The organism is Shewanella seohaensis (assembly GCF_023283775.1).
Lineage (GTDB): Bacteria > Pseudomonadota > Gammaproteobacteria > Enterobacterales > Shewanellaceae > Shewanella > Shewanella seohaensis.
On sequence record NZ_JAKILE010000022.1, the window covers coordinates 13414 to 39305 of the forward strand.

The following is a 25892-nucleotide window of genomic DNA, read 5'->3' on the forward strand; positions in this document are numbered from 1 at the left end:
TTCGATCTTTTCTCATGCTCGGAGGTCGGATTTCGATCACATCTTTATCTACTAATGGGTTCTTGCTCAAACATCTGGTAGCATGCTTGCCACTTTGAATAATAACAAGATGGGATAAAGACAATATGACGATTGAAACCCCGATTTTAATCACATTTGTTGGCTATTTAGTATTGATGATGGGCATAGGATTTTGGGCTTACCGTGCCACCGATACTGTTGATGATTATATTTTAGGCGGCCGTAAAATGGGCCCCGCCGTGACCGCGCTCAGCGTGGGCGCCTCCGATATGTCAGGCTGGTTGCTCTTAGGCTTACCTGGCGCCGTTTACTTAGGCGGCTTAGGCGAAGCCTGGATCGGTATTGGCTTGGTTGTCGGCGCTTGGCTTAACTGGTTGTTTGTGGCTAAACGCCTACGCATTTACACCCAATTAGCAGACAACGCCCTCACCCTGCCCGACTTCTTCGAGAAACGTTTTCACGATAAACAGGGTTACCTCAAACTCGTCTCTGCGGTCACGATTCTGGTGTTTTTCACCTTCTATGCATCTTCTGGCATGGTGGGCGGCGCCATTCTGTTCGAAAAAGTCTTCGGCCTCGATTATAACGTTGCCTTAGTGATTGGCTCAGCCATCATTGTGGGTTACACCTTTATTGGCGGTTTTTTTGCCGTGAGTTGGACCGACTTCTTCCAAGGCTGTTTAATGCTGATAGCCCTGCTGATCATCCCCTTTGCGGTGTTCTCTCACCCAGAGAGCCATGCGGGAATTGAGTCTATCGACCCAGCCATGTTGGCACTGATCAGTGACAAAACCACAGTGATTGGCTTGTTATCACTGCTCGCATGGGGACTGGGTTATTTCGGTCAGCCCCATATTTTGTCGCGCTTTATGGCCATTGGCAGCGCCGATGCACTGCCGCTGTCACGCCGTATCGCCATGAGCTGGATGATGTTATCTCTCATCGGCGCGTTAGCCACAGGCTTAGCGGGTTCACTGTATTTTGCCAACCAACCCTTGGCCAATGCCGAAACCGTGTTTATTCATTTAGCCCAAGCCGCCTTTAACCCTTGGATTGGCGGATTACTGATCGCCGCAATTCTGTCGGCCATTATGAGTACCATTGATTCGCAGTTGTTGGTGTGTTCGAGCGTGATCACCGAGGACTTTTACCGCAAGTGGTTACGCCCTCAAGCAGACGATCGCGAGCTGATGATGGTAGGTCGTATGGGCGTGCTGGCCATTGCCGTGATCGCGGGGATCATTGCCCTAAATCCTGAAAGCAGTGTATTAAGCCTAGTCAGTTATGCTTGGGCAGGTTTTGGTGCCGCCTTTGGTCCTGTCGTACTGCTATCACTCTTCTGGAAGCAGTACAGCCGTAACGGGGCGATTGCGACCATTATTGTCGGCGCATTAACCGTGGTGATTTGGAAGCAGCTCACAGGTGGCATTTTCGACCTGTACGAAATTTTACCCGGATTTGTGTTTGCGATTATTGCTGGTGTCATCGTCAGTAAAATATCACGCCCTGCCGAAGCCATTACCGCAGAATTTGAGCAATTTAAATCCGCGTTATAACAGCTAATTTTCTGTCCCTAATTGTAAAAAGCGTACATGTGTACGCTTTTTACAAATTGTTTAAATTTATTAACTTTCTTCTCGTTACAAAACATTAACCTCAATTAAAACTTCCCTCCCCAATAAAAACCAAAGATACCAAGCATCTGGCCAGACCATTCGTTCATGCTAAAGTACGACCCCGTTTTAATTAACTGTTAATTAACAAATTTCAAATCTGGTCGGACTTGTTGAGGTTACGCACAGTCCCTACCATGCCGGAGATTATAAAAGGATTTGCGCCTTGTTCTGGCAACTAGGACCGAACAAAATCCAATACCAAAATAATGAGAGAATAATAATGAAATCATTCAACAAGACACTGCTTGCCGTTGCCGTTGCACTGGCGAGTTCACAAACTTTCGCATCGGGTTTCCAATTAAACAGCCAATCAGCCACAGGTATGGGCCGTGCATTTGCCGGTGACGCCGTCATCGCTGATAACGCTTCAGTGTTATCTCGTAACCCTGCAGCGATGGCGCTCTTTGATAAAGACGCAATCTCTTTCGGCTTAACCTATGCCGATATTACTGTTGACGTTAAAGACGTTAACTTTGCCGGTGGCGCTTATGATTTAGGCAGTATCGACGATGCGGGTAGCTCTAAAGTTATCCCGAATATTTTCTACATTCACCCAATCGACGATAAATTCGCCGTGGGTTTTGCCGCATTCTCTAACTTCGGTACCGGTACCGATGCCAGCTCACTTTCGAAGAATTTGCCAGCAGGCTCAGCTGCACCTTATGACCTACTTGGTGAAACTGAAGTCACTACCGTTAACTTCAACGCCAGCGTGTCATATCGCATCAACGATATGTTCAGTATCGGCGCGGGTCTGGATGCCGTCTATGGCGAAGGCCGCTTAACCCGTAATATGGGCACTACACCTCTGGTTGACGTAGACGCTGATGGTTGGGCTTTCGGTGGTATCGTAGGTGCTACTATTGAGTTAGATAAAGACAACCGTTTCGGTATCAGCTACCGTTTCAGCCCAACCGTAAATGTTGAAGGCGATATCAATACTGTCTCGATGACAACCATTCCTGGTGTAGGTGCAGTACCAGTTACGACCAGTTTTGATAGCTTAGATGTACCGTTAGCGGATATTTTCCAAGTTGCCGGTTTCCATCAAATCACCCCTAAATTTGCCCTGCACTACACAGCCCAGCACACTCAGTGGGGCAATTTTGATCAAATCACCGCGAAAGACGGTACAGCAACGATTGCCGCTGTGGGTGTGACTCAACCTGTAGGTGATGTAGCCCTGAAAGAATACCAATGGAAAGATTCATGGTTATTCAGCGTGGGTGGTACTTACACCATCAACGAACAATTCACCGTTCGTGCAGGTTACATGCATGACCAAGGCGTTGTGGACGAAATCAGCTCGATTTCATTCCCAGACTCTGACCGTAACTGGTACACAGCGGGTATGAGCTACCACATCAACCCACAAAACACCGTTGACTTCGGTATCGCTTACATTAAAGGTGAAGAAGTTCACCTGATTGAAAACAGCGCAATCACAGGCCCTGTGAACGCGGTAACTGAATCAAGCGGTATGTACTATTCAGTACAGTACAGCTACCAGTTCTAAGCTGTTTCGAACTCAAAAAAGCCGCATTTTTGCGGCTTTTTTGTATCTTACGTATTTATTGCCTAAAGTTAATCCATCCCCCACTTACACTGTCACCCTTATGGCAAAAGTCATTGGACTTGGTGGTATTTTCTTTAAAAGTACTGATCCCGTCGCGTTAGCCGCTTGGTATCAAAACCATCTGCAAATACCAATTGAAAACTGGGGCGGTGCCGCCTTTTATCACAACGATAAACCGACCCCCGGTTACCATGTGTGGACCCCTTTCGACCATAACACTAGCTATTTTGCCCCGACCGACAAAAGCTTTATGTTTAATTTTATCGTTGACGATCTGGAGCAGGCCCTACAGCAAGTCACTCAGGGCGGCGGCGAACAAATTGGGGAGATTGAAGACTCGGAATTTGGCCGTTTCGGTTGGTTTATCGACCCCGATGGCAATAAAGTCGAATTATGGCAGCCAAGCCCTATCCCTCCCGTTAACTAAGTGGTTAACTCATAAGCCGCTTTTACAACCGCGTATCAATCCTGAATAGCAGCTGAGCATTTTCAATAAAGCTCAATGCTTTCTTATTTGTCTATCCCCAAAGTCACATAATTGCAGTAAGGTAGCTTCAACAATCCCATCGAGTGAGTATGTTATGCAACGCAATTATCTTCTTCCCGCCCTCTTGCTTGGCGGTTTCTTATGTGCAGGCATGGTCTATGTAGGACAAAGCGCCAGTTCGGCGCTGTTAGAGATGAAAGCCCTAGAGCGCACAGTCACTGTTAAAGGGCTGGCCGAAAAGGAAGTGAAAGCCAATATCGCCATCTGGCCGATTAACTTCACCGAAGTCGACAATAACCTGCCTAAGCTCTACGACACAGTGCAGCAAAAAACCGACAGAGTGGTAGCCTACCTCAAGGAACAGGGTTTTAGCGATAGCGAAATTACAGTCTCGCTGCCGACAATAGAAGACAGACAGGCTCAAGGCTACGTTGACCCGAATGTGCGCTATCGTTACTCGGCAAAGGTGAATCTTTCTGTCTACACCCCACAAATTGATTTAATGCTCAGCACGCGTAAGCAAATGATAAATCTAGTTAAAGAAGGCATAGCCATCGGTAGCCAAGATTATGAAAACCGTACCGAGTTTTTATTTACGGCACTCAATGATGTGAAACCGCCCATGGTGCAGGAAGCAACGCAAAATGCCCGGGAAGTGGCCGAAAAGTTTGCCAAGGACTCACAATCGCGTCTGGGTAAGATTAAGAGTGCCAGCCAAGGCCAGTTTACGATTTCCGACCGTGACAGCAGCACGCCTTACATAAAACAAATTCGCATTGTGTCTACGCTGACCTACTATTTAAACGACTGATATTTAAAGCTGGACAAGGACCAGAGTGATGACATGGCGATTGATGTAAGGGAAGATTCATTCGCCGTTTCCCTATATTAGTGAAATCGATTACATTAAATTTTTCTAATAAATATTGATTGCCTAATCAAAACAACTCCATTAGAATTTACTCATGAATTATTTTTGGGATGATTTGGTATGGCTGCAATCTCACGTACTCTATTCACATTATTCGTTTTTTCCCCCTTTGCCACCCAGGCTGCGCCCTTGGCGACCCTCGAGGTAATGAGCAAACCTTACGCGAATTGGGTGACCCTAGACGCCAGTATCGAGGCCGTCAAAGCGGCTACCGTCTCGGCGCAAACCTCGGGGCGTATCGTTAAGCTCAACTACGATGTTAATGATGTTGTGCCAGAAGGCGCGGCGTTACTCGAGATCACCAGTAAAGAGCAAGGCGCGGAACTGGCAAGCTATGAGGCCGATCTCGCCAAAACCACAGCCCTAAATGTGGAGGCGCAGGCCCAATACAAACGCTATAAAGAACTCTTTCCCCAAGGTGCGATTTCAAAAGGCGCCATGGATGAAGCGACCGCCAATGCCAAGGCCGCCGAGCAAGCCGTGAGTGCCGCCAAAGCTAGGGTCATTAAAGCCAGCGAATCCCTCAAATACACTGTGGTATCGGCGCCATTTAGCGGGATTGTCACCGAGCGTTTAGTCGAATTAGGCGAAACCGTGAGTGTCGGTCAGCCACTGCTATCTGGGTTTTCACCGAGCCAAATGCGCGCTATCACCCAAGTGCCACAGCGCTATATTCAGCAACTGAAAAACGCGCCTGAGTTTATGGTGCGCTTAAGTGACGGCCGTGAACTCACCTCCAAGGACCTCACTATCTTTAGCTTTGCCGATCCTGTGAGTCACAGTTATCAAGTGCGGATTAACCTGCCAAAGGATGAACCCAACCTTCAACCCGGAACCTGGGCTAAGGCGCTGTTTAAAAATGGCGAGCGGGAAAAAATCCAACTGCCGACCTCGACCCTTATCACCATGAATGAACTCAGCAGTGTCTACCTGAAAAAAGGCGAGCAATTCGTTCTCACCCAGGTGCGCGTCTCTGAGCCTGTCGATGGTGAAGTCGAAGTCCTCGCGGGGCTGCGAACTGGTGATATTGTCGCCGTGGATGCTTACCAAGTGTTGCTTGAACAAAAGCAATAAATTCCCTAGCGATATCAACTTGATGAGGTTGTTGAATGAAACACGCTACTGAATCTTCGACGTCACTTGGCATTTCGGGTCGTATTGCGGCCGCATTTCAAAACAGTGCCATTACGCCACTGCTGGCACTGCTGGGCTTGCTGCTCGGCTTATTTGCCATCTTAGTGACCCCAAAGGAAGAAGAACCGCAGATTGACGTCACCTTTGCCGACGTCTTTATTCCTTTCCCCGGCGCGACCCCGACCGAAGTGGAAAACTTAGTCACCCTGCCCGCCGAACAAGTGATTTCTGAGCTCAAAGGGATAGACACACTCTATTCTTTCTCCCAGCCCGATGGCGCGATGATCATTGTGATCTTTAAGGTCGGCGTAACCCGCAACGATGCCATTGTCAGCCTCTACAACCAGATTTATTCCAATATGGATAAACTGCCGCAGGGCGCGGGTGTTGGCGAGCCATTGATTAAACCACGCGGTATCGATGATGTGCCGATTGTCAGCCTAACACTCTGGTCCAAGGACAAACAGGTCTCGGCCGAACAGTTGACCCATGTGGCATTAGGGCTAGAAACCGAAATCAAGCGGATCCCGGGTACGCGGGAGATTTACACCGTTGGCCAACATGAGATGGTGGCCAATGTTCGCATCGATCCCGCTAAGATGAACAGCTTTAATCTCACCTACGACAAGTTGAGACAAAGCCTGAATGACAATAATCACATCTCGATGCCTGCATCTTTAGTGCAAGGGAATCAAGAGATTAAGGTTCAGGCTGGCCAGTTTTTGCAAACTATAGACGATGTAAAACAGCTGGTAGTGAGTATTTCGCAGGATAAACAGGGTAAACCTATCCCCGTTTATTTAGCCGATATTGCCGATATCAGTTTAAAGAGTGATATTCCCACCCAAAGCGTTTGGCATAGCGACAAGACGGATATTTACCCCGCGGTGACTATTGCCATTGGTAAGCAGCCGGGGCAAAACGCCGTCGATATTGCCGATGCCACCCTCGCGCGCATTGCTAAGGTCAAGAATGTGTTGATCCCCAGCAATGTCGAAGTGACTGTTTCGCGCAACTATGGTGAGACGGCGGCGGATAAATCTAACACCCTTATTCTTAAGCTGATTTTTGCCACCAGCGCCGTTGTCGTATTGGTGTTTTTAACCATGGGCGCCCGCGAATCACTGGTGGTAGGTGTCGCCATTATTATCACCTTGGCGATCACCCTGTTCGCCTCTTGGGCGTGGGGATTTACTCTTAACCGAGTGTCACTCTTCGCACTGATTTTCTCCATCGGGATCTTGGTCGACGATGCCATTGTGGTGGTGGAGAATATCCATCGGCACATGGCGCTCGGTAATAAATCCTTTAGTGAACTCATCCCCGTTGCGGTCGATGAAGTGGGCGGCCCAACGATTCTTGCCACCTTTACCGTTATCGCAGCACTGCTGCCGATGGCATTTGTGTCGGGATTAATGGGCCCTTATATGAGTCCGATCCCCATCAACGCCAGTATGGGCATGCTGATTTCGCTTGTGGTCGCCTTTATGGTAACCCCATGGCTGAGTCGTAAACTGCTCAAACACCATAGTGGTTCAGCCACTGACACCGCACACAGCAGCGATGCCTCTGCTCAGATAAACGAGAGCAAAATGGTGCGCCTCTTTACTCACTTAATTGGTCCTTTCCTGCTTGGTAAAAATGCCCGTAAGGCAAGAGTGGGACTGGCAGCCGGCGTATTTGTGTTAATCGGCATCGCCGTCGCGCTCCCTGTCGGTCAGCTCGTGGTGTTAAAAATGCTGCCCTTCGATAATAAATCCGAGTTCCAAGTCATGGTGGATATGCCTGAAGGCACGCCAGTGGAACAAACCCAGCGCGTACTTCAGGATTTAAGTCGCTACCTTGCCACTGTGCCCGAGGTGGAGCATTTGCAGCTGTATGCCGGCACCAATGCACCGATGAACTTTAACGGCTTAGTACGCCACTATTTTCTACGTCACAGCCAAGAGCTTGGCGATATTCAGGTCAATCTAGTCGATAAAAAGCATCGCAAGCGTGACAGTCACAGTATTGCGCTGTCGGTCCGTGAAGAATTGCAGCATATCGGCGCCAAGTATCAGGCCAATGTGAAAGTCGTTGAAGTACCACCAGGCCCGCCAGTCTGGTCACCAATTGTGGCCGAAGTCTATGGTCCAAGTCCTGCGATTCGCGAACAAGCGGCCTACGAGCTGCAGTCGCTGTTCCGTGAGACCAAAGATGTGGTCGATATTGATATTTTCTTGCCCGCAGCACAGCAAAAATGGCAAGTGATGATCGACCGCTCTAAGGCCAGCCTAATGGCGGTGCCTTATAGCAATATCGTTGATTTAATTGCAACTTCGGTTGGCGGTAAGGATGTAAGCTACTTGCATATCGCGCAGCAAAAGCAACCTGTGCCTATCCGCCTGCAACTACAGGAAGGGGCAAAAATCGATTTAGAGCAAGTGCTGAATATGAAGCTACAGAGCCAAACGGGGCAATCAGTGCCCGTGTCTGAGCTGGTGACGATTAAGCGCGGTAAAATCGATGCTCCTATCATCCATAAGAATATGATCCCTATGGTGATGGTAGTTGCCGATATGGCCGGTCCGCTCGACAGTCCGCTCTATGGCATGTTCGACATGGCGGGCAAAATCGACGGCGATGGTGGCTTAGGTTTCGATCAGCATTATATCCACCAACCAACCGGGCTAGACTCGGTCGCCGTGCTCTGGGACGGGGAATGGAAGATCACCTATGAAACCTTCAGGGATATGGGAATCGCCTATGCCGTGGGGATGATTGCGATTTACTTATTGGTCGTCGCCCAATTTAGATCCTATCTGGTGCCGCTCATCATTATGGCGCCAATCCCACTGACAGTGATTGGGGTGATGCCGGGGCATGCGCTGCTCGGTGCGCAATTTACCGCGACGTCAATGATTGGCATGATTGCCTTAGCGGGGATTATTGTCCGTAACTCGATATTATTAGTGGATTTTATCAATCAGGAAACCGCCTCAGGGGTTCCCTTTGAGCGCGCTGTCATCCACTCGGGCGCCGTGCGGGCCAAACCGATTATGCTGACCGCTTTGGCGGCCATGATTGGCGCCTTGTTTATCCTGGACGACCCAATCTTCAACGGGCTTGCGATCAGTTTAATTTTCGGGATTTTTATCTCGACCTTACTGACCTTAATCGTCATCCCAGTGCTTTACTACGCGGCGATGAAAAATCGCATAAACTTAACTCAAACAGCCGATTAACCCACAATAGGCAGCCATAGCGCTGCCTCTAGGAGCAACCTATGTCACTCGAACGCAGCATTATGGCCTTTGCCGGATTTATGGTGTTACTGTCTTTGGTGTTAACCGCTTTTGTGCACCATAACTTTATGTGGTTAACGGCCTTCGTTGGCGCTAACCTATTCCAAAGCGCTTTCACGGGTTTTTGCCCTGCGGCCATGGTATTACGCAAATTGGGCGTCAAATCCGAAGCCGAAATCGCGAAACAAGGTTAATGCACATTTGCAAAGGAGAAAGTCAGTGTTCAACAAGTTACTGTGTCGCAGTAAAACCTTACTGGGGGTGGCTCTCTTGAGTCTGTCATCACTCGCCTTAGTCCCGAACGCGGCAAGTGCCGCCGATCAAGAGCCCCAAGTTGCGTGGCAGAAAATCGCTGCTGGCGCTATGGTGCTCGATGTGCGCACCCCAGAGGAATTTGCCGCGGGCCATTTAGCCAATGCGGTTAATATTCCCTTTGAGCAAGTCGCCGCCGAGTTTGCTAAGCGCGGTATCGCCAAAGATGCGCCCGTGGTGTTGTATTGTCGTAGCGGTCGACGCAGCAGTATCGCAACCGAAGCCCTAGTCGCGGCGGGTTACACTCAAACCTATAACGGTGGCGGTTATCAGACCTTAGCCGACGCTCAGCCTAAAACAGAATAACTCGCTGTTGAGATCGATAAAAAGCGCCTGATGGCGCTTTTTATATTTCGGCCGATGTTCATTCAGCTCACCAAGAACGACCAGTCGATTATCCTGCCCTGACGATGCACAAAAGCCAATAAATTGGCAAATGCCAAAGCATCGACGCATAAATGCAATAAAATCGCATAATCAATCACTTGAAATAAACTCAACATCAAGCAAAGAAAAACACTCTGAATTTTGTTACTTTTAATTCCAAAAAATTATAAATATTAATTTCAACAAATTAGACATTAACAATAATCCATCACCCGCTGTTAAGGCCGATAAAATTCGCTTTTGCTTATTCACCTTTTCCACATAAATAAACAAAAATCGTGCTAAATATTCGTTACAACTTGTAACATGTGATTTTTTATTCAATAAATCCGCTTATTACTTCAAGATACTTTACCAACCGCCATACCATTAACATTTAATTTACAAACACTTACACCAAAGATAAATTCACTAACCGAGTAGCATCTGAGTCGTAGTTATTCTTTAAAATCACAAAATAATAATGATTAACACTAAATTGAACATGGAAGAAAAACATGACAATCAATCGAACCACTAAGATAGCCCTGAGTTTATCTAGCTTAGCTATTGCGATCTCAGCAGGTGTTAATGCTGCCCCCGATGCACCGGGTTTCGCCGCAGCGATGCAAGCACAGACCTCTCCTCTGCCAAAGCGCTATATCGTTAAATTTAAAAATGCCGATGCGCCAGCCCTGATGTCTGAAAGCAGCCTGCAAAGCAGCGATCAGCTCGCCACCACCATGAACTATCAGCCTCAAGTAGCTGAAATTAGCGCCCAGCACAGTGTGCTGAACAAGGCGCAAGCCAAAGAAATGAAGCGTATCGGCCGCAGTAACAGCTACTCAGTTAAGCTGGACAACAATGGCATTAAGGCATTAAGAGCCCGCGCCGATGTGGAATATGTGGAAGAGGACATGCCACGCCACCTGCTAAGCGAAACAACGCCTTGGGGACAAACCTTTGTGGGTGCAACCCAATTGAGCGACAGCCAAGCAGGCAACCGCACCATCTGTATTATCGATTCAGGTTATGACCGTGGTCACAGCGACTTAAGCGGTAACAATGTCACGGGTACCAACAACTCTGGCACAGGTAACTGGTACGAGCCCGGCAATAACAACGCCCATGGTACCCACGTGGCTGGTACTATCGCGGCGATCGCTAACAACGACGGCGTGATTGGCGTGATGCCAAATCAAAATGCCAACATCCATGTGATTAAAGTCTTTAACGAGTCTGGTTGGGGTTACTCCTCATCCCTCGTATCAGCCGTAGATACCTGTGTGGCGAATGGCGCAAACGTGGTCACCATGAGCTTAGGTGGCGCGGGTTCCAGCACCACTGAGCGTAACGCGTTAGCGGCTCACTACAATAACGGCGTGCTGTTGATTGCCGCGGCCGGTAACGATGGCAACAATACCCACAGCTACCCCGCTTCGTACGATGCGGTGATGTCTGTGGCATCGGTCGATAATCATAAAGACCACTCTGCTTTCTCTCAGTACACCAACCAAGTCGAGATCTCAGGCCCTGGTGAAGCAATTCTCTCTACCGTGACTCGCGGTGAAGGTCGCTTAGCCGATATTACTATCGGTGGTCAGTCTTACTTCAACTCAGGCGTTGTGCCGCACAATCGCTTTACGCCATCGGGCACCAACTACGCGCCCAATCCATACAATGGCACGGCAACCGCAACCTTAGCCGAATGTACGGTTAGCGGCTCGACCTTCAACTGCGGCAATATGACCAACAAGGTGTGTTTAGTTGAGCGTGTGGGTAACCAAGGCACTTCGTACCCAGAAATCAACGCGGTAAAAGCCTGTAAGAATGCCGGCGCGAGCGCAGTTATCGTGTACAGTAACAGCGCCTTACCTGGGCTACAAAACCCCTTCTTGGTCGATGCTAACAGCGAAATCAACATGGTGTCAGTGTCTGTTGACCGTGCAACTGGTTTAGCTCTACGCAACCAATTAGGCGCAACCGTTACCGTAAGCAACCAAGGCAATAAAGACTACGAGTATTACAACGGTACATCGATGGCGACCCCACACGTTTCTGGTGTGGCGACCTTAGTGTGGAGCTACCATCCAGAATGTAGCGCCGCTCAGGTGCGTAACGCGCTCAAACAAACCGCAGAAGACTTAGGCACTGCAGGCCGTGATGATTACTATGGCTATGGCCTGGTCAATGCCGTTGCAGCGAAAACCTTCTTAGATGCTTCCTGTAATGGTCCTACGGATCCGGTTGACCCTACACCAACTGACAGCGTGTTAGTGAACGGTGTGCCAAAAACCGGTCTAAGTGGCGCCGCCAGTGAAGAACTGCATTTCTCTTTTGAAGTGCCACAGGGTGCAACTAACTTAGGTTTTGTGATGAACGGTGGCACGGGTGATGCGGATCTGTACGTACAGTACGGTGCAGCACCAACGACCTCAAACTACGATTGCCGTCCATACAAAGGTGGTAACAGTGAATCTTGCCCAATCAGCAACGTTCAATCTGGTACTTACTACGCGATGGTAAAAGGCTATTCAGCCTTTAGCGGTGTATCGTTAACCGCAAGTTACACAGCCCAAAGCGGCGGTGGTACTCCTACCACGCCAGCAAGCTACACCAACACCGATAACTACAATATTCCTGATAACAAAACCACTGGTATCACGAGCCCAATCACAGTGACTCGCACGGGTAACTCAGGCACTGTGACAGCCGTGGTGAATATTGTTCACCCTTACATTGGTGACTTAAAAGTGCAGCTCATCAGCCCTACAGGCCAAACAGCAACACTGCATAACAACACTGGCGCAGGCGCAGACAATATCAACAAGAGCTACACAGTTGATATGACTGGCGTTGAGTCAAGCGGTGTGTGGAAACTCAAAGCGGTTGATAGCGGCCGTGGCGACGTAGGCTATATCGATAGCTGGGAACTCAAATTCCAATAATCTTCGTCTAAACAAAGAGCCTGCAATTGCAGGCTCTTTTTTATTGGTCATCTTTAAGCATCTCGGGCTCGATAAGCACGCTGTGTTCATTATTCGATAACCAGACTTGTCCTTCACTGATAGACGCCTGCAGCGACATAGTACGGCTCACTAAGGTCTCCATCGCCGTCACCGACTCTTCAGCAATATTCCACACTTTAAGGTTTTTATAACGCTCTAAGGCCGCTTGATTCTGCTTCCACCAAATAGGGACACTACGTCCGCCGTAAGTAAACAGCTGCACCGCTTTCGCGCGACCGCTCGCCTTACGCAGCCACTTCTCATCGGCTTGGCCAAACTCAATCCACAGGTCCACTTCACCGGAGAGACTCTTGTCCCACAGCTCAGGCTCATCGTCGACGCACAATCCCTTAGTAAAACTTAAGGTCTCGGAAGCGTTCAGGATAAAGGCCAACAAACGCACCATCATGCGGCCATCGGTCTCGGAGGGATGCTGCGCTAACGTCAGCTGATGATCTTGATAATAACCTCGATCCATATCGGCGATCTGAAGATTGACCTTAAACACGGTCGCTTTGAGAGCCATAGTACATCCTAAACTTAACGATAAAAAATAACGGCGAGTCTACCTAAGACTCGCCGTCAGCTCAAACAAACTGCGATAAATAAGGCTAAATCGCGCCAGGACGTAAATGTTTCGCCACCGGAAAATGTGCCTTAAGTTGCGCAATCTTCTGGGTATCGGCAACCAACAACATGCGCGAGCCTTGCTCATATTCACGGCTGATATCACTCAGTGCGGGAAGCGCTGCACGATTAGCATCGCGGCGCACCAGCTCGGCCAAGTCCTCGGCTAAGCCTGCTTCGCTGTAAATCCAATCGAGGCGCTGTAATAACGGCATGGCCGCCAGCGGCAATAACTCGACGGGCGTGGCATCGTCCAATAACAGGATTTCCCCGCGGCTAACGATATGGTTAAAGGCATTCTGATAGTGCTCGGGGGTGCGCGCATCAAACCTATCGCCATTGGTGTCGAAAAAGCGCTCCCAGAATAATCGGCGCGTCGCGGTTTTGGTGAGTCTTTGCTGCACTTCGAGACGCTTGTCGGCCACAAAGTCGAACAAGGGCTTAAGGGATTGCGGCAGGCTGGTCTCTAAACGAGCTCGAATGGTGCGCGCAAACACAGGCGCTGCACCCGCCGTGCTGATCGCCACCACAAGACGCCCCCTATCGACAATCGATGGGGTAATAAAGCGGCAATAGGCGGGATTATCCACGGCATTGACCCAAATTCCCCGCTCGGTAGCTAAGGTGGCTAATTCAGCATTGAGCTTATCGTTCGCGGTCGCTAAATAGATAAGATCATAATTTTGAATATCGGCCTGCACCACGGGCCGCTCAGACAATAAAATCCTGCCTGTATCGGCATAGGCCTTTACCTCGGGATTCACCTCGGGGGCAATCACATGGATATTGGCTTCGGTACGCGTCAGCAAGGCCAGCTTACGACTGGCAACATCCCCCGCCCCCACTAACAGGACATTTAAATTCACAGTATCAATAAACAGCGGGAAATATTGCATGCCACTCGCCTATAAAAAGTAAAACCAGCCTAAATTACTCTTGCACCACGGGTAACTGGCGTTGGATCCAGCCCTTGTAACCACCAATCAAGGAGGCGACCTTTTGGTAGCCCATTAGCTGCAAACTGCTGGCCGCCAGCACTGAGCGTGCACCGCCCGCGCAGTAAAGCAACAGAGGCGTATGTTTATCGGGAAAGCGCTGTTCAATGTCGCGCTCAATAATGCCGCGGCTCATGTGCTTCGCCTGCGGCAGGTGATCCTGTAGCCATTCATTATCTTCGCGGACATCTATCAACACCCAAGCGTCATCGGCTTGATAGGCTTCAATACTCACTTCAACAACATGGGGACGAATCGATTCGACAAGGGCTGAAAAAGCACTGGATGGATGCATCAGTTCCTCCTTAGATAAGGGATTGAATGACTTAGCTAATATGAATTGAAGTGTAATTCGCTACGCGGGGAGACGCAATCCTTGCGGTTAACGACATGTGACAATCGCGGGCTTTATGAGCCAGAGCGTGCGTGAAGTGGAATCCCCCGCCTCTTAGCCTTGTTCGGGTAACCTTAATAGGCGCTTGATGCTGATAGCAAGCCGCATTGCCAGCGCTGTGAATTCAACGCTTGGCAGTGCTAGCAGTTTGAGGCCAAGTGTATGGAGAAGTTTAGCGGCGATTAGTTATGGCTTTCGCTGCGCTCGGCGCTGCAATGCCAACATAATTCAAAGTTGCCCTCGTTCATCTCATGGCATTGCACACATTGCCACTGGGGACTCACCACGTCCAAGGCACTTAACTGGGCCTGTGCTTTTGCCAATTGCGACTCGCGCACCCAAAGCTCAATGTTATGCAGCCCAGCGGGCAGCTCACCCACGCCGCCTAATAAGGCCTCGCCACGCAACTCCACATGAATACCACAGGCTTCTAATAATCCCTTCCATGTGTGGGCCTGCAATAAATTTCCACCAGCAACTAACGTCTTACGTTCTTCCATGCGACATCCTACAACAATACTCTCTAGATATGGGCAGCCGACATCCTACTGTGAAATAACCGAGCCTGTCGAGCGCTGTTTTTTGCAGCAGTTGTTAATAAAATTAACATTTAGGTTTTACAGCATTAGTCACTATAAAGTTGTGAGTTTGCTAGCAGATTATCGGAAAGGTCCAAATCGACCGAAAAAAAAGCCACCTTTATGGTGGCTGTTTTTTCAACAGTCGTGATACACGACCTCGAGTCTCAATACCCGATTAAGGCATCATCGAAGGCTGGTCAGCGCCTTCTTTCTCGACTTCAACTGGCATCATATGCTCACGGCAAATACCCAGTTTGATCGCAAGGTAACTTGCTACGTAGATAGAAGAGTAAGTACCGACGAAAATACCCAACAAGAGTGCTGTCGCAAAACCGTGGATCATAGTGCCGCCCTTCAGGAACAGCGCCACAACGGTCACCAGCGTCGTACCCGTAGTGATAATGGTACGGCTCATGGTTTGCGTGATAGAGACGTTGACCACTTCTTCTGGCTCGCTCTTACGCATCTTGAGGAAGTTTTCACGGATACGGTCAAACACAACGATGGTATCGTTGAGTGAGTAACCCACAACGGTTAACACGCCGGCTAATACGGTCAGGTCGAATTCCAGTTGGAACACAGAGAACACACCTAAGGTCACAATCACGTCGTGGGCAAGTGCTGCTACCGAACCGAAGGCTAAACGCCATTCGAAACGGAAAGACACGTAGATCATGATACAGATAAGCGCGACCAATACCGCTAAACCGCCCTGTTCGGCCAGTTCTTTACCCACTTGGGGACCAACGAATTCAACACGTTTCTGTTGAACACCCGCATCCACTTGTTGAGCCGCAGCCATGACAGATTTGACCTGTACATCGCTGCTCACGCCTTCTTTCACCGATAGACGCACTAATACGTCACGGCTCGAACCGAAGTTTTGCACCACTGCACCGTCTAATTCAGGTGCAGACAGCTTAGTACGTAACACGTTCAAATCAACGGGTTGAGTAAACTCCATCTCAACCACAGTACCGCCAGTAAAGTCTAAACCCCAGTTAATGCCTTTGGTCGCCAAGGACACCAGCGAACCAAATACCAAAATGGCAGACATGATACTGATAGGCAGCGCATGACGGAGGAAGTTAACCGTACGTTTTAAAGATAAAATTTCTAACATTATCGCTTCCCCTTAGATAGACAGCGTCTTCACGCGCTTACCGCCCCAAATCGCGTTCACGATTGCGCGAGTACCCACGATAGCGGTAAACATCGATGTCGCAATACCGATCATCAGGGTCACCGCGAAGCCTTTGATCGCGCCAGTACCCACGGCGAACAAGATCAAAGCTGTCAAGAAGGTCGTGATGTTAGCGTCGGCGATGGTAGAGAATGCGTTACCGTAACCTTCGTGAATCGCCTGCTGTACGCTGCGACCTGCACGTAACTCTTCACGGATACGCTCGTAAATCAGTACGTTACCGTCAACCGCCATACCCACTGTTAACACCATACCCGCAATACCAGGCAGGGTTAATACGGCGCCAGGGATCATAGACATCACCCCAACCACCATCACTAAGTTGGCCGTTAAGGCTAAGTTAGCGATCAAGCCGAAACTACGGTAGTAAACCAGCATAAAGATAAGTACGACTGCCATACCCCAAATCATGGCTTGCACACCGCTTTCGATGTTTTCTGCACCTAGGCTTGGACCGATAGTACGTTCTTCCACAATCGATACGGGCGCAATCAGGGCACCGGCACGCAGCAGCAGTGCGAGGTTTTGTGCTTCACCATGGCTTAAGCCGGTGATCACAAAGTTACGGCCTAAACGCGCTTGAATGGTCGCCACAGAAATCACTTCTTGGATTTTCTGCATCTTAACGCTGCCATCGGCGTTACGCTCACCGCTGTCTTTATATTCGATGAACAAGGTCGCCATCGGTTTACCGATATTGTCCTTAGTCACGTTAGAGAAAATGGTACCGCCTTTAGCATCGAGGTTGATGCTCACCTGTGGACGGCTGTATTGGTCGAAGCTAGGTTGTGCGCCAGTGATATGATCACCCGTTAGCATCACTTCCTTCTTCAATACCACTTGACCGCCTTCACGGCGTTGATACACCTCAGAACCCGCAGGTACACGGCCAGATTGCGCCGCATTGGGGTCGGCCTTATCGTCCACCATGTGGAATTCAATCGATGCGGTTGCACCTAAGATTTCCTTAGCGCGGGCAGTGTCTTGTACACCTGGCAGCTCAACGATAATACGCTCAGCACCTTGGCGTTGAACCACAGGCTCAGCTACCCCTAACTCGTTCACACGATTACGGATAGTGGTAATGTTTTGCTGTAGCGCTTCTTCTTTAATCTGCTTAAGATAGGTTTCGCTCATGACGGCTTGCAGGGCAAAGTCTTCACCCTTGCTCACATCGCTGAACATCATATCGTTGCTTCGAGATTTTAAGAAACGTTCTGCACTGACTAAACTTTCGGCATCACGGAATTTAATCTCGATACCTTGCGCATTGTTGCGAATGCCTGCGTAACGGATTTTTTCTTCACGTAATTGAGAACGGAAATCGGCCACTTTGGCCTCTTCCATCTTGCGGATGGCTTCGCCCATGTCCACTTCCATTAAGAAGTGCACACCACCACGAAGGTCCAGACCGAGTTTCATTGGGCTACCGCCCATAGACTCGAGCCACTGCGGTGTGGCAGGGGCAAGGTTAAGTGCCACGGTAAACTTGTCACCTAAATCTTCGGCGATGGTTTCCTTGGCCAGCAACTGTTGATCCGCGTTTTGTACGCGAACCAACAATTGACCTTTTTCAAGCTCAGAGCGTTTTACCGCAATGCCCTTACTGGCTAACAGCTCGTTCACTCTGGCTTGGGTAGATGCCGTGACTTCAGCACCTCGAGTCGCCACTACTTGCACCGCATGATCTTCACCGAACAGGTTAGGTACGGCATAGAAACAACCTATGGCGATGACGAGCACCACCATAATGTTTTTCCACATTGGGTATTTATTTAACACGCCTGAGCCCTCTTGGCTTACAACGACTGGATAGAGCCCTTAGGCAATACAGCTGCAATGTAATCTTTTTTAATTGTAATTTGAGTCGTGTCGTTCAAGCTCAGTAACACGTAGTCATTTTCATCGCTGATCTTTGCAATCTTACCTAAGATACCGCCGCTGGTCAGGACTTCGTCGCCCTTGGTTAAAGATGACATCAGGTTCTTGTGCTCTTTAACACGCTTAGATTGCGGACGGAAAATCATGAAATAGAAAATCAGACCGAAAATCACCAGCATGAAAATCAATTCCATGGTGCCGCCACCCTGTGGAGCGCCTGCAGCATTTGCATATGCATTTGAAATGAACATAGTTTTCTCTTCTTATTAGCAAAAAATCAATCGACTAACTCTGGTACTTCACGACCTTGACTGGTATAGAAGTCCTTTACAAAGGCGTCTAATGTACCCGTCTCAATCGCCCCGCGCAAACCTTCCATTAACATTTGATAGTATCTCAAGTTGTGAATGGTGTTTAAACGCGCACCCAGAATCTCATTACAACGATCTAAATGGTAAAGGTATGCCCGTGAATAGTTTTTACAGGTATAACAATCACACTTAGGATCGAGCGGTGAAGTGTCATCACGATGACGCGCATTGCGGATCTTAATCACACCTTCACTGGTAAACAGATGACCGTTACGGGCGTTACGGGTTGGCATCACACAGTCAAACATGTCGATACCACGACGCACACCTTCAACTAAATCCTCTGGCTTACCGACCCCCATCAGATAGCGAGGTTTGTCCGCAGGAATTTGTGGACAGACATGCTCAAGAATGCGGTGCATGTCTTCCTTAGGCTCACCTACGGCCAAACCACCGACGGCATAACCGTCGAAACCAATTTCGACTAAGCCTTTTAAGCTCTCGTCGCGTAAATCTTCATAAACACTGCCTTGGATGATCCCGAATAATGAATTGGGGTTTTCCAGACGGTCGAACTCGTCGCGTGAACGCTTAGCCCAACGCAGTGACATCTGCATTGACTTGCGCGCTTCATCTTCTGTCGCCGGATACGGAGTACATTCGTCAAAAATCATCACCACATCACTGCCCAATGCATGTTGAATTTGCATTGATTTTTCAGGATCTAAGAAGATTTTCTCGCCGTTGATTGGCGAACGGAAATGCACACCTTCTTCGGTAATTTTACGAATGTCACCCAAACTGAACACTTGGAAACCGCCCGAATCGGTCAGAATAGGACGCTGCCAGTTCATAAAATCGTGCAAGTCACCATGCTTACGCATGATTTCTTCGCCGGGACGTAACCACAGGTGGAAAGTGTTACCGAGCAGAATGTCCGCACCAGTAGCACGCACTTCTTCAGGCGTCATGCCTTTTACCGTGCCGTAAGTACCAACAGGCATAAAGGCTGGGGTTTCCACCGTGCCGCGTTCAAAAATCAAGCGGCCACGGCGCGCACGGCCGTCGGTAGTGTCGAGTTCAAATTTCATAATTCACCTCGCCAGATAAACAGTCTGACTACATTTGTAATGGCACGCGCCATTTTGATTAACAATAGAGATAGGGGCAGATCCAAAAGGTTCAACCTTCGGCTGAAAAAAATTACCGCCCAAACTCAATGTGGGCGGCTATTTTAAAACAAAATCTTGGTCTAGTGAGCTTTTTTCGTCACAAACATGGCATCGCCATAGCTAAAGAAGCGATATTTTTGCGTGATTGCATGTTGATACGCCGCCATAACATGATCAAAACCGGCAAAGGCACTGACCAACATGATGAGCGTCGATTCCGGCAGGTGGAAGTTAGTGATCATGGCATCGACGATTTGGAACTGATACCCAGGATAGATAAAGATATCGGTATCGCCGCTAAAGGCTTTCAGTTCGCCTTCACTTGCACGGGCCGCGCTCTCCAGTGAGCGCACGGACGTCGTGCCCACAGCGACCACACGCTTGCCTGCCGCTTTAGTTTGGGCAATTAAATCCACCACATCCTGCGGCACATTGGCCCACTCTGAATGCATTTTGTGCTCGAGCACGTTATCAACGCGCACGGGCTGGAAAGTCCCTGCGCCGACGTGCAAGGTCACAAACGCGATATTCACGCCCTTGGCCTTTAAAGCATCGAGCATTGCATCGTCAAAGTGTAATCCCGCCGTTGGCGCGGCAACCGCTCCGGGGTTTTGGTTATACACGGTTTGATAGCGCTCTTTATCGGCATCCTCATCGGGACGGTCGATATAAGGAGGCAGTGGCATATGCCCTACTGCTTCGAGCACTTCTAAAATCGTCAAGTCGGATAAGAGTTCGAGTTCAAATAAGGCGTCGTGGCGCGCAGCCATTTTCATCTCATAACCGCCATCGAGGTGGATAATGCTGTCCACCTTCGGGGATTTAGAGCTACGCACATGGGCGAGGATGCGCTTATCGTCAAGCATACGCTCAACTAAAATCTCGAGTTTGCCGCCGCTGGCCTTTTGGCCAAATAAACGCGCTGGGATCACCCGAGTATTGTTAAATACCATTAAATCGCCGGGATTAATCATCCCCAGCAGATCGGTGAACTGTTTGTCGGCGAGCGTGCCAGTATTGCCATCTAAGGTTAACAGACGTGACGCATTGCGTTGCGCCATGGGATAACGAGCGATGAGTTCGTCGGGAAGATCGAAGGAAAAGTCTGTTACGCGCATGCAAAGGCCTCTAGATAGCTTAGAACGGCGGCTAGTCTATGGTTAGAGGCCAATAAGATCAAGATTACTTGTTCGCGATATCCATATCTGCGTCTGACTCATTTAGCACATTTGAGGCTAACGCATCATCGACATCATATTTAGGCCGAGTCCGCGAAAAATGATCCATACGAAAGCTATGTTGCTCATAGGGTATATCGACAAGCACTTTTTTACGCTTAGGGCGCGCGTCTTTACCGAGCATTTTGGTAAACCAGTTCCACATCATCCATGATCCTTAACAGGTTAATTGATTGGTGCATTTTCAGTCCCGCGTCAGCATTTACCCTCCAATTGAAACGCTAACGTAAGCACTCCCTTAGAAAAGCACACGATTTTTGCCTATTTGCGCTTTCCTCAGCGCGCCCGCCCATGATACCGTGAACTAACGCGATTAACCAAGCACAAAAAATGAACATTCTTACACACTTACATCTGGCCGAGATCAGTAAAACCCATCTAGGCGCCAATCTGGCAGGCAATTTTATCACCGCGCCAATCGATTCTGCGCCGCAAGCACTTCGCCAAGGACTGTGGTTAAACCAAGAAATCAATCAGCTCTGCGCCACCCATGAACTGACCCAAGAGCTGATGGCCCTGTTCCCTGCCCAGTTAACAAGCATAGCAGCAGATTTGATGTTCGTAAGTTTCGATCATTATTTAGCTTACTACTGGGAAGAATATCATCACCTACCACTACCCGAGTTTAGCCAAAAAGCCTATCGCGAACTGGCAGAATTTGCCGCGCAAAACGATGAGTATCACCCACAGTCCTGTCTGGACATCATCGCCGATATGCGCAGTCAAGATTGGTTAAACACATACGCCACGCCTAAAGGCATTCAACAGGCATTAGCACAACGGGCCAAAGGTCATCCGCACAGTGACTTATTTAACGGCGCAGATAAGCTGTTAGCGAAAATGCAGATAGATACAGAAACCGCCTTTCGCACCTTCTACCCTCAGTTGATGGCCTACACCCGTATTTGGAGTCGTAAAACCCCGAGTGACTATTTACCCAGTGGCTCAGCCGACTAAGCTCTAAGTCGAACGCCTGTATTCTGGTATCAAGCCTTGTTTAAGCCTAAGCGTTTACTCTAACGCCTTTGCGATAACGCCTATTCAGTGAGGTTTCCGTCACAGTGACGTCAGCAAACTCAAGCCCTAAGCCAGCTCAACCACTCAGTTGGCGCCAAAAACTGCAAAGCCCGCGCTTTTGGCTTAAACAGCTTAGGGATCTTAGCATCATGGCGCTGGTGCTCTACGGCGTCAGCCTCTATTTGCAGCGGGATATGATCACCGGTCAAGCGCCAGTATTAAACGGTATTGCCATTGATGGCAGCCAGCTTGCTCTTAATTCCGCGAAGAGTGAGCCAACATTGGTGTATTTTTGGGGCACTTGGTGCCCGGTGTGCCGCGTCACCTCCCCTATGGTTGAGAGTATCAGCCAAGACCATAAGGTGATTTCAGTGGCCGTGGCTTCTGGCAGTGATCGCGAGATCCAGCACTATATGGACGAGCATCAATATCACTTTCCGGTGCTAAACGATGACAATGGTGAGCGAAGTACTCAGTGGGGCGCGATGGCATTTCCGGCTATTTATATTATCGATACCCAAGGGGAGATCCGTTATGTCACCTCGGGAGTCACCTCGACTTGGGGCATGAAGTTCAGATTGTGGTTGGCTCAGTTCTAGTTCAGTTTTAACAGCCTCAGCCAATGCCAGCTCGAGAATATACTGCTTAGTGACTGATATTTTGCTAGTATGACCGCGCAAATGATGAGGATACGATGCAGATATTTGATTACCAGCCCCCTTCAGTCCCTTGGATAGATCTTCGCTATCAAGATAGGGATTTGATCATTATTAATAAACCTTCTGGATTGTTGTCTAATCCCGGCCGAGCCGCACATACCTTCGATTGTGCCCTCACCCGACTACAACGCTTGTATCCTGACACCATTCTCGTGCATCGACTCGATTGCGCCACCTCAGGCATTATGGTGTTTGCTCGCAACAAAAAGGCTGAGTCCCAGTTAAAAACCCAGTTCCAAGATAGGCAAAACGAGAAAGTGTATGTAGCCGAGGTCATGGGTTTGATTGCAAAGGATGCTGGGATAATCGATTTAGCCATCGCGCCCGATCCCGAGCACCCGCCCTATCAAAAGACTCAAATGCCGGGGACGGCTGGCGCAAAGAGTGCTCAGACCCATTACCGAGTGCTAGAAAGACGCGAAAACAGCACCTTAGTCGAATTAACGCCACAAACGGGCCGAACCCACCAACTGAGGGTGCATATGCTTGCCTTGGGGCATCCCATTCTTGGGGATGAATTTTATGGCGATGATGAAGTGATAAAAGCCAGACCGAGACTCTGCCTTCACGCCCAAAGTTTACGTTTTACCCATCCTTACTCGGGTAAAGCCATGCATTTTTACAGTAAGCATCCGTTCTCGGTTTAGCGCATAACCTTAAGCAATAACCCTAATTAATGGATAGGCCTTAAAAAGACACGAGGTCGCCTTAAGCGACCTCGTATTTAGCCAATCGGCTTAGTATTTGCCGATTTATTGGTTAGCGTATTTCACTGCGACTCATTAAGCCACGCGCTGATTGAAATCAATATCCGCCATCAACTTATCGACTTGGAAATAACTGCCCTGCTCATTGCAAAACTGGAGTTGCATAGCAGGCGTCACCATAAAATATTCACCGAAGAAGTTGCCGCCGACATCTTCCACTTTTTGGCCCTGCGGCGTATTGGACAGATTCACTTCATCCAAACTATGGCAGCCATCGCTAAACCAAGTTTCTAAATAATATTTGTCCGCTTCTTTATAGAGGGTAATTTTGTCACCAAGCAGTGGACGCTCATCTAACCAACGACCAATAATTTCTCGATTTTGCATATCTGACTCCCGCCAATGAAGGCGACGGCGTTTTTCAATCCCAGACATCCTGATATCCTTATGCAATACCCACTCACCTAAAGTGAACGTCAGTTGTGGTAGTACATTAAGCATAGAACCCATTTACCGCTTTACTCCCCCGAGTCGCAAATTACCCCAAATCCACCATAAAATGTAATTTTTTGGTTAAATTAAATTTGCTAAACGTTTAAAAACTAAAAGATAATTTAGCCTGATTAATTAATCGGCAGTGTAGCTTAATTAGAAAATAAAAACGCGATCTTTATCACTATTTACCTATCGCTAAAGTAAAGATAAATACCTTATTTCACATCTTGCGCATTCATCCCCACGAATGAGCTTGTTACATCTTTTATTATTCACTCAGCTTAGGATTCTGATATAACAAACGGGATATATATCGCCCTACAAATAATCAAAAATAATGCAGGAAGCTTATGCACAATATTCATCGCCGCCATTTTCTCAAAGCCGCGGGCGCCGTTACCGCAGGCCTAGTTACGGCCAATATTGCCCTCAGTGCCAACGCCAGCAGCGTTGCCCCTAAACCCCGCGTTGGAAAATCCGTTATCGGACTTATCGCCCCGAAAATGGAGCTGGTTAGAGTCGGTTTTATCGGTGTGGGAGAGCGGGGTTTTAGCCATGTCGAACAATTCTGTCACTTAGAAGGCGTAGAACTTAAAGCCATATGTGATACCCACCAAACCGTTATCGATAGAGCCGTTGAGCATATCGTTAACCAAAACCGGCCCAAACCTGCGGTCTATACAGGGAATGATCTCAGCTATCGCGAACTGTTAAACCGCGATGATATCGATATTGTGATTATTTCGACCCCGTGGGAATGGCACGCTCCCATGGCCATAGATACCATGGAAAGTGGTAAACACGCCTTTGTGGAAGTGCCATTAGCACTGACAGTGGAAGAATGCTGGCAACTTGTCGACACCGCCGAACGCACTCAGAAAAACTGCATGATGATGGAGAACGTCAATTACGGCCGAGAAGAATTGATGGTGCTCAACATGGTACGCCAAGGTGTGTTTGGTGAACTGCTCCACGGTGAGGCCGCTTATATCCATGAGCTGCGCTGGCAAATGAAGGAAATCGACCATAAAACCGGTTCGTGGCGTACCTACTGGCACACCAAACGCAACGGTAACTTATATCCTACTCACGGCTTAGGGCCGATTTCTCAATATATGAACATCAACCGCGGTGACCGTTTCGATTATCTCACCTCCATGAGTTCACCCGCGCTCGGGCGCGCGCTGTATGCCAAACGTGAGTTCCCCGCCGATCATGAGCGTAATCAGCTCAAGTATATCAATGGCGATATGAGCACTAGCCTGATTAAAACCGTTAAGGGCCGAACCATAATGGTTCAGCACGATACCACCACCCCTCGGCCATACAGCCGCCATAACCTTATCCAAGGCACCAATGGCGTTTTTGCCGGGTTCCCAAATCGGATTGCCGTTGAGCACGGCGGTTTTGGTAAGAGTTACCACGAGTGGGATATGGACATGCAAAAGTGGTATGACAAATACGATCACCCACTGTGGCAACGAATCGGTAAAGAAGCCGAAATCAACGGCGGTCACGGCGGGATGGATTTTGTGATGCTCTGGCGTATGGTCTATTGCCTACGTAACGGCGAGGCGCTCGATCAGGATGTCTACGATGGCGCCGCTTGGTCTGTCGTAAATATATTAAGTGAGCAATCGCTGAATAACCGCAGCAACTCGGTCAACTTCCCCGACTTTACCCGCGGCGCGTGGGAACATGCCACGCCCTTAGGGATTGTCGGCGCCTAAATCGCTCGAAAGCGGGCGGTTAACGT

At 48.9% G+C, this 25892-nt stretch carries 24 protein-coding genes; 13 read left to right on the forward strand and 11 right to left on the reverse strand.

Annotated elements, in window-relative coordinates; translation table 11 throughout:
• Positions 1 to 125 precede the first annotated feature (125 nt).
• The 9 genes from putP to L2713_RS19600 all read left to right on the forward strand — a co-directional run bounded on the left by putP (position 126) and on the right by L2713_RS19600 (position 12735).
• Entirely contained in the window at positions 126 to 1577 is a 1452-nt protein-coding gene (gene putP / locus L2713_RS19560; RefSeq protein ID WP_248969021.1) for a sodium/proline symporter PutP, read from the forward strand.
• Positions 1578 to 1917: 340 nt separating this feature from the next.
• Complete coding sequence (locus L2713_RS19565; RefSeq protein WP_248969022.1) at positions 1918 to 3213, forward strand: OmpP1/FadL family transporter; 1296 nt, start codon at positions 1918 to 1920, stop codon at positions 3211 to 3213.
• Positions 3214 to 3313: 100 nt separating this feature from the next.
• The gene (locus tag L2713_RS19570) at positions 3314 to 3700 is read left to right on the forward strand and encodes a VOC family protein (protein ID WP_248969023.1); all 387 of its coding nucleotides are present in this window, start codon (positions 3314 to 3316) and stop codon (positions 3698 to 3700) included.
• Positions 3701 to 3854: 154 nt separating this feature from the next.
• Positions 3855 to 4571: an SIMPL domain-containing protein gene (locus L2713_RS19575; protein ID WP_248969024.1), complete on the forward strand. Its 717-nt coding sequence runs from the start codon at positions 3855 to 3857 to the stop codon at positions 4569 to 4571.
• A 180-nt stretch (positions 4572 to 4751) separates the two neighbouring features.
• Positions 4752 to 5765, forward strand: a complete 1014-nt coding sequence (locus tag L2713_RS19580; RefSeq protein WP_248969025.1) for an efflux RND transporter periplasmic adaptor subunit — start codon at positions 4752 to 4754, stop codon at positions 5763 to 5765.
• A 35-nt stretch (positions 5766 to 5800) separates the two neighbouring features.
• The gene (locus L2713_RS19585; RefSeq protein ID WP_248969026.1) at positions 5801 to 9049 is read left to right on the forward strand and encodes an efflux RND transporter permease subunit; all 3249 of its coding nucleotides are present in this window, start codon (positions 5801 to 5803) and stop codon (positions 9047 to 9049) included.
• 41 nt (positions 9050 to 9090) lie between these two features.
• Positions 9091 to 9303, forward strand: a complete 213-nt coding sequence (locus L2713_RS19590; RefSeq protein ID WP_011622175.1) for a YgaP family membrane protein — start codon at positions 9091 to 9093, stop codon at positions 9301 to 9303.
• Between the two features lie 25 nt (positions 9304 to 9328).
• A complete protein-coding gene (locus tag L2713_RS19595) occupies positions 9329 to 9727 on the forward strand; it encodes a rhodanese-like domain-containing protein (protein ID WP_086904146.1) in 399 nt (132 codons plus the stop codon).
• Between the two features lie 578 nt (positions 9728 to 10305).
• Complete coding sequence (locus L2713_RS19600; RefSeq protein ID WP_248969027.1) at positions 10306 to 12735, forward strand: S8 family serine peptidase; 2430 nt, start codon at positions 10306 to 10308, stop codon at positions 12733 to 12735.
• Between the two features lie 40 nt (positions 12736 to 12775).
• On the opposite strand, the gene L2713_RS19605 is transcribed toward L2713_RS19600, so the two are convergent.
• The 10 genes from L2713_RS19605 to L2713_RS19650 all read right to left on the reverse strand — a co-directional run bounded on the left by L2713_RS19605 (position 12776) and on the right by L2713_RS19650 (position 21346).
• Positions 12776 to 13321, reverse strand: a complete 546-nt coding sequence (locus tag L2713_RS19605) for a YaeQ family protein (RefSeq protein ID WP_248969028.1) — start codon at positions 13319 to 13321, stop codon at positions 12776 to 12778.
• 85 nt (positions 13322 to 13406) lie between these two features.
• Positions 13407 to 14318 (reverse strand): precorrin-2 dehydrogenase/sirohydrochlorin ferrochelatase family protein, encoded by a 912-nt coding sequence (locus L2713_RS19610; protein WP_248969029.1) that lies wholly within the window; start codon positions 14316 to 14318, stop codon positions 13407 to 13409.
• A 34-nt stretch (positions 14319 to 14352) separates the two neighbouring features.
• Entirely contained in the window at positions 14353 to 14712 is a 360-nt protein-coding gene (locus tag L2713_RS19615) for a rhodanese-like domain-containing protein (RefSeq protein WP_011716501.1), read from the reverse strand.
• A gap of 281 nt (positions 14713 to 14993) precedes the next feature.
• Positions 14994 to 15311, reverse strand: a complete 318-nt coding sequence (locus tag L2713_RS19620; RefSeq protein WP_011622169.1) for a putative signal transducing protein — start codon at positions 15309 to 15311, stop codon at positions 14994 to 14996.
• A gap of 256 nt (positions 15312 to 15567) precedes the next feature.
• Positions 15568 to 16515: a protein translocase subunit SecF gene (gene secF / locus L2713_RS19625; protein ID WP_011622168.1), complete on the reverse strand. Its 948-nt coding sequence runs from the start codon at positions 16513 to 16515 to the stop codon at positions 15568 to 15570.
• A gap of 12 nt (positions 16516 to 16527) precedes the next feature.
• On the reverse strand, positions 16528 to 18378 hold the full coding sequence (secD, locus tag L2713_RS19630; RefSeq protein WP_248969030.1) for a protein translocase subunit SecD: 1851 nt from the start codon (positions 18376 to 18378) through the stop codon (positions 16528 to 16530).
• A 17-nt stretch (positions 18379 to 18395) separates the two neighbouring features.
• Positions 18396 to 18728, reverse strand: a complete 333-nt coding sequence (yajC, locus tag L2713_RS19635; protein ID WP_011622166.1) for a preprotein translocase subunit YajC — start codon at positions 18726 to 18728, stop codon at positions 18396 to 18398.
• Between the two features lie 26 nt (positions 18729 to 18754).
• Positions 18755 to 19879: a tRNA guanosine(34) transglycosylase Tgt gene (tgt, locus tag L2713_RS19640; RefSeq protein ID WP_011622165.1), complete on the reverse strand. Its 1125-nt coding sequence runs from the start codon at positions 19877 to 19879 to the stop codon at positions 18755 to 18757.
• 161 nt (positions 19880 to 20040) lie between these two features.
• Positions 20041 to 21078, reverse strand: coding sequence for a tRNA preQ1(34) S-adenosylmethionine ribosyltransferase-isomerase QueA (queA, locus tag L2713_RS19645; RefSeq protein WP_011622164.1), 1038 nt, complete (start codon positions 21076 to 21078; stop codon positions 20041 to 20043).
• Positions 21079 to 21142: 64 nt separating this feature from the next.
• A complete protein-coding gene (locus L2713_RS19650; RefSeq protein WP_248969031.1) occupies positions 21143 to 21346 on the reverse strand; it encodes a hypothetical protein in 204 nt (67 codons plus the stop codon).
• 182 nt (positions 21347 to 21528) lie between these two features.
• Between L2713_RS19650 and L2713_RS19655 the strand changes: the two genes are divergently transcribed.
• The 3 genes from L2713_RS19655 (at position 21529) to L2713_RS19665 (ending at position 23581) form a co-directional block, all read left to right on the forward strand.
• On the forward strand, positions 21529 to 22155 hold the full coding sequence (locus tag L2713_RS19655; RefSeq protein WP_248969032.1) for an acyl carrier protein phosphodiesterase: 627 nt from the start codon (positions 21529 to 21531) through the stop codon (positions 22153 to 22155).
• Positions 22156 to 22259: 104 nt separating this feature from the next.
• Complete coding sequence (locus L2713_RS19660) at positions 22260 to 22814, forward strand: protein disulfide oxidoreductase (protein WP_248969033.1); 555 nt, start codon at positions 22260 to 22262, stop codon at positions 22812 to 22814.
• Positions 22815 to 22909: 95 nt separating this feature from the next.
• Positions 22910 to 23581, forward strand: coding sequence for an RluA family pseudouridine synthase (locus L2713_RS19665; protein ID WP_248969034.1), 672 nt, complete (start codon positions 22910 to 22912; stop codon positions 23579 to 23581).
• 135 nt (positions 23582 to 23716) lie between these two features.
• Here L2713_RS19665 and L2713_RS19670 read toward each other — a convergent pair whose 3' ends face one another.
• Positions 23717 to 24151 (reverse strand): hypothetical protein, encoded by a 435-nt coding sequence (locus tag L2713_RS19670; protein ID WP_133178891.1) that lies wholly within the window; start codon positions 24149 to 24151, stop codon positions 23717 to 23719.
• Positions 24152 to 24486: 335 nt separating this feature from the next.
• Here L2713_RS19670 and L2713_RS19675 point away from each other — a divergent pair, with 335 nt between their 5' ends.
• Positions 24487 to 25866 (forward strand): Gfo/Idh/MocA family oxidoreductase, encoded by a 1380-nt coding sequence (locus L2713_RS19675; protein ID WP_248969035.1) that lies wholly within the window; start codon positions 24487 to 24489, stop codon positions 25864 to 25866.
• Positions 25867 to 25892: the final 26 nt, after the last annotated feature.

What these genes read in the sequence shown, in the direction of transcription:
- putP (WP_248969021.1), top strand. Translation starts at nt 126, where the DNA reads ATGACGATTGAAACCCCGATTTTAATCACATTTGTTGGCTATTTAGTA.
- L2713_RS19565 (WP_248969022.1), top strand. Translation starts at nt 1,918, where the DNA reads ATGAAATCATTCAACAAGACACTGCTTGCCGTTGCCGTTGCACTGGCG.
- L2713_RS19570 (WP_248969023.1), top strand. Translation starts at nt 3,314, where the DNA reads ATGGCAAAAGTCATTGGACTTGGTGGTATTTTCTTTAAAAGTACTGAT.
- L2713_RS19575 (WP_248969024.1), top strand. Translation starts at nt 3,855, where the DNA reads ATGCAACGCAATTATCTTCTTCCCGCCCTCTTGCTTGGCGGTTTCTTA.
- L2713_RS19580 (WP_248969025.1), top strand. Translation starts at nt 4,752, where the DNA reads ATGGCTGCAATCTCACGTACTCTATTCACATTATTCGTTTTTTCCCCC.
- L2713_RS19585 (WP_248969026.1), top strand. Translation starts at nt 5,801, where the DNA reads ATGAAACACGCTACTGAATCTTCGACGTCACTTGGCATTTCGGGTCGT.
- L2713_RS19590 (WP_011622175.1), top strand. Translation starts at nt 9,091, where the DNA reads ATGTCACTCGAACGCAGCATTATGGCCTTTGCCGGATTTATGGTGTTA.
- L2713_RS19600 (WP_248969027.1), top strand. Translation starts at nt 10,306, where the DNA reads ATGACAATCAATCGAACCACTAAGATAGCCCTGAGTTTATCTAGCTTA.
- L2713_RS19605 (WP_248969028.1), bottom strand. Translation starts at nt 13,321, where the DNA reads ATGGCTCTCAAAGCGACCGTGTTTAAGGTCAATCTTCAGATCGCCGAT.
- L2713_RS19610 (WP_248969029.1), bottom strand. Translation starts at nt 14,318, where the DNA reads ATGCAATATTTCCCGCTGTTTATTGATACTGTGAATTTAAATGTCCTG.
- L2713_RS19615 (WP_011716501.1), bottom strand. Translation starts at nt 14,712, where the DNA reads ATGCATCCATCCAGTGCTTTTTCAGCCCTTGTCGAATCGATTCGTCCC.
- L2713_RS19620 (WP_011622169.1), bottom strand. Translation starts at nt 15,311, where the DNA reads ATGGAAGAACGTAAGACGTTAGTTGCTGGTGGAAATTTATTGCAGGCC.
- secF (WP_011622168.1), bottom strand. Translation starts at nt 16,515, where the DNA reads ATGTTAGAAATTTTATCTTTAAAACGTACGGTTAACTTCCTCCGTCAT.
- yajC (WP_011622166.1), bottom strand. Translation starts at nt 18,728, where the DNA reads ATGTTCATTTCAAATGCATATGCAAATGCTGCAGGCGCTCCACAGGGT.
- tgt (WP_011622165.1), bottom strand. Translation starts at nt 19,879, where the DNA reads ATGAAATTTGAACTCGACACTACCGACGGCCGTGCGCGCCGTGGCCGC.
- queA (WP_011622164.1), bottom strand. Translation starts at nt 21,078, where the DNA reads ATGCGCGTAACAGACTTTTCCTTCGATCTTCCCGACGAACTCATCGCT.
- L2713_RS19650 (WP_248969031.1), bottom strand. Translation starts at nt 21,346, where the DNA reads ATGATGTGGAACTGGTTTACCAAAATGCTCGGTAAAGACGCGCGCCCT.
- L2713_RS19655 (WP_248969032.1), top strand. Translation starts at nt 21,529, where the DNA reads ATGAACATTCTTACACACTTACATCTGGCCGAGATCAGTAAAACCCAT.
- L2713_RS19665 (WP_248969034.1), top strand. Translation starts at nt 22,910, where the DNA reads ATGCAGATATTTGATTACCAGCCCCCTTCAGTCCCTTGGATAGATCTT.
- L2713_RS19670 (WP_133178891.1), bottom strand. Translation starts at nt 24,151, where the DNA reads ATGGGTTCTATGCTTAATGTACTACCACAACTGACGTTCACTTTAGGT.
- L2713_RS19675 (WP_248969035.1), top strand. Translation starts at nt 24,487, where the DNA reads ATGCACAATATTCATCGCCGCCATTTTCTCAAAGCCGCGGGCGCCGTT.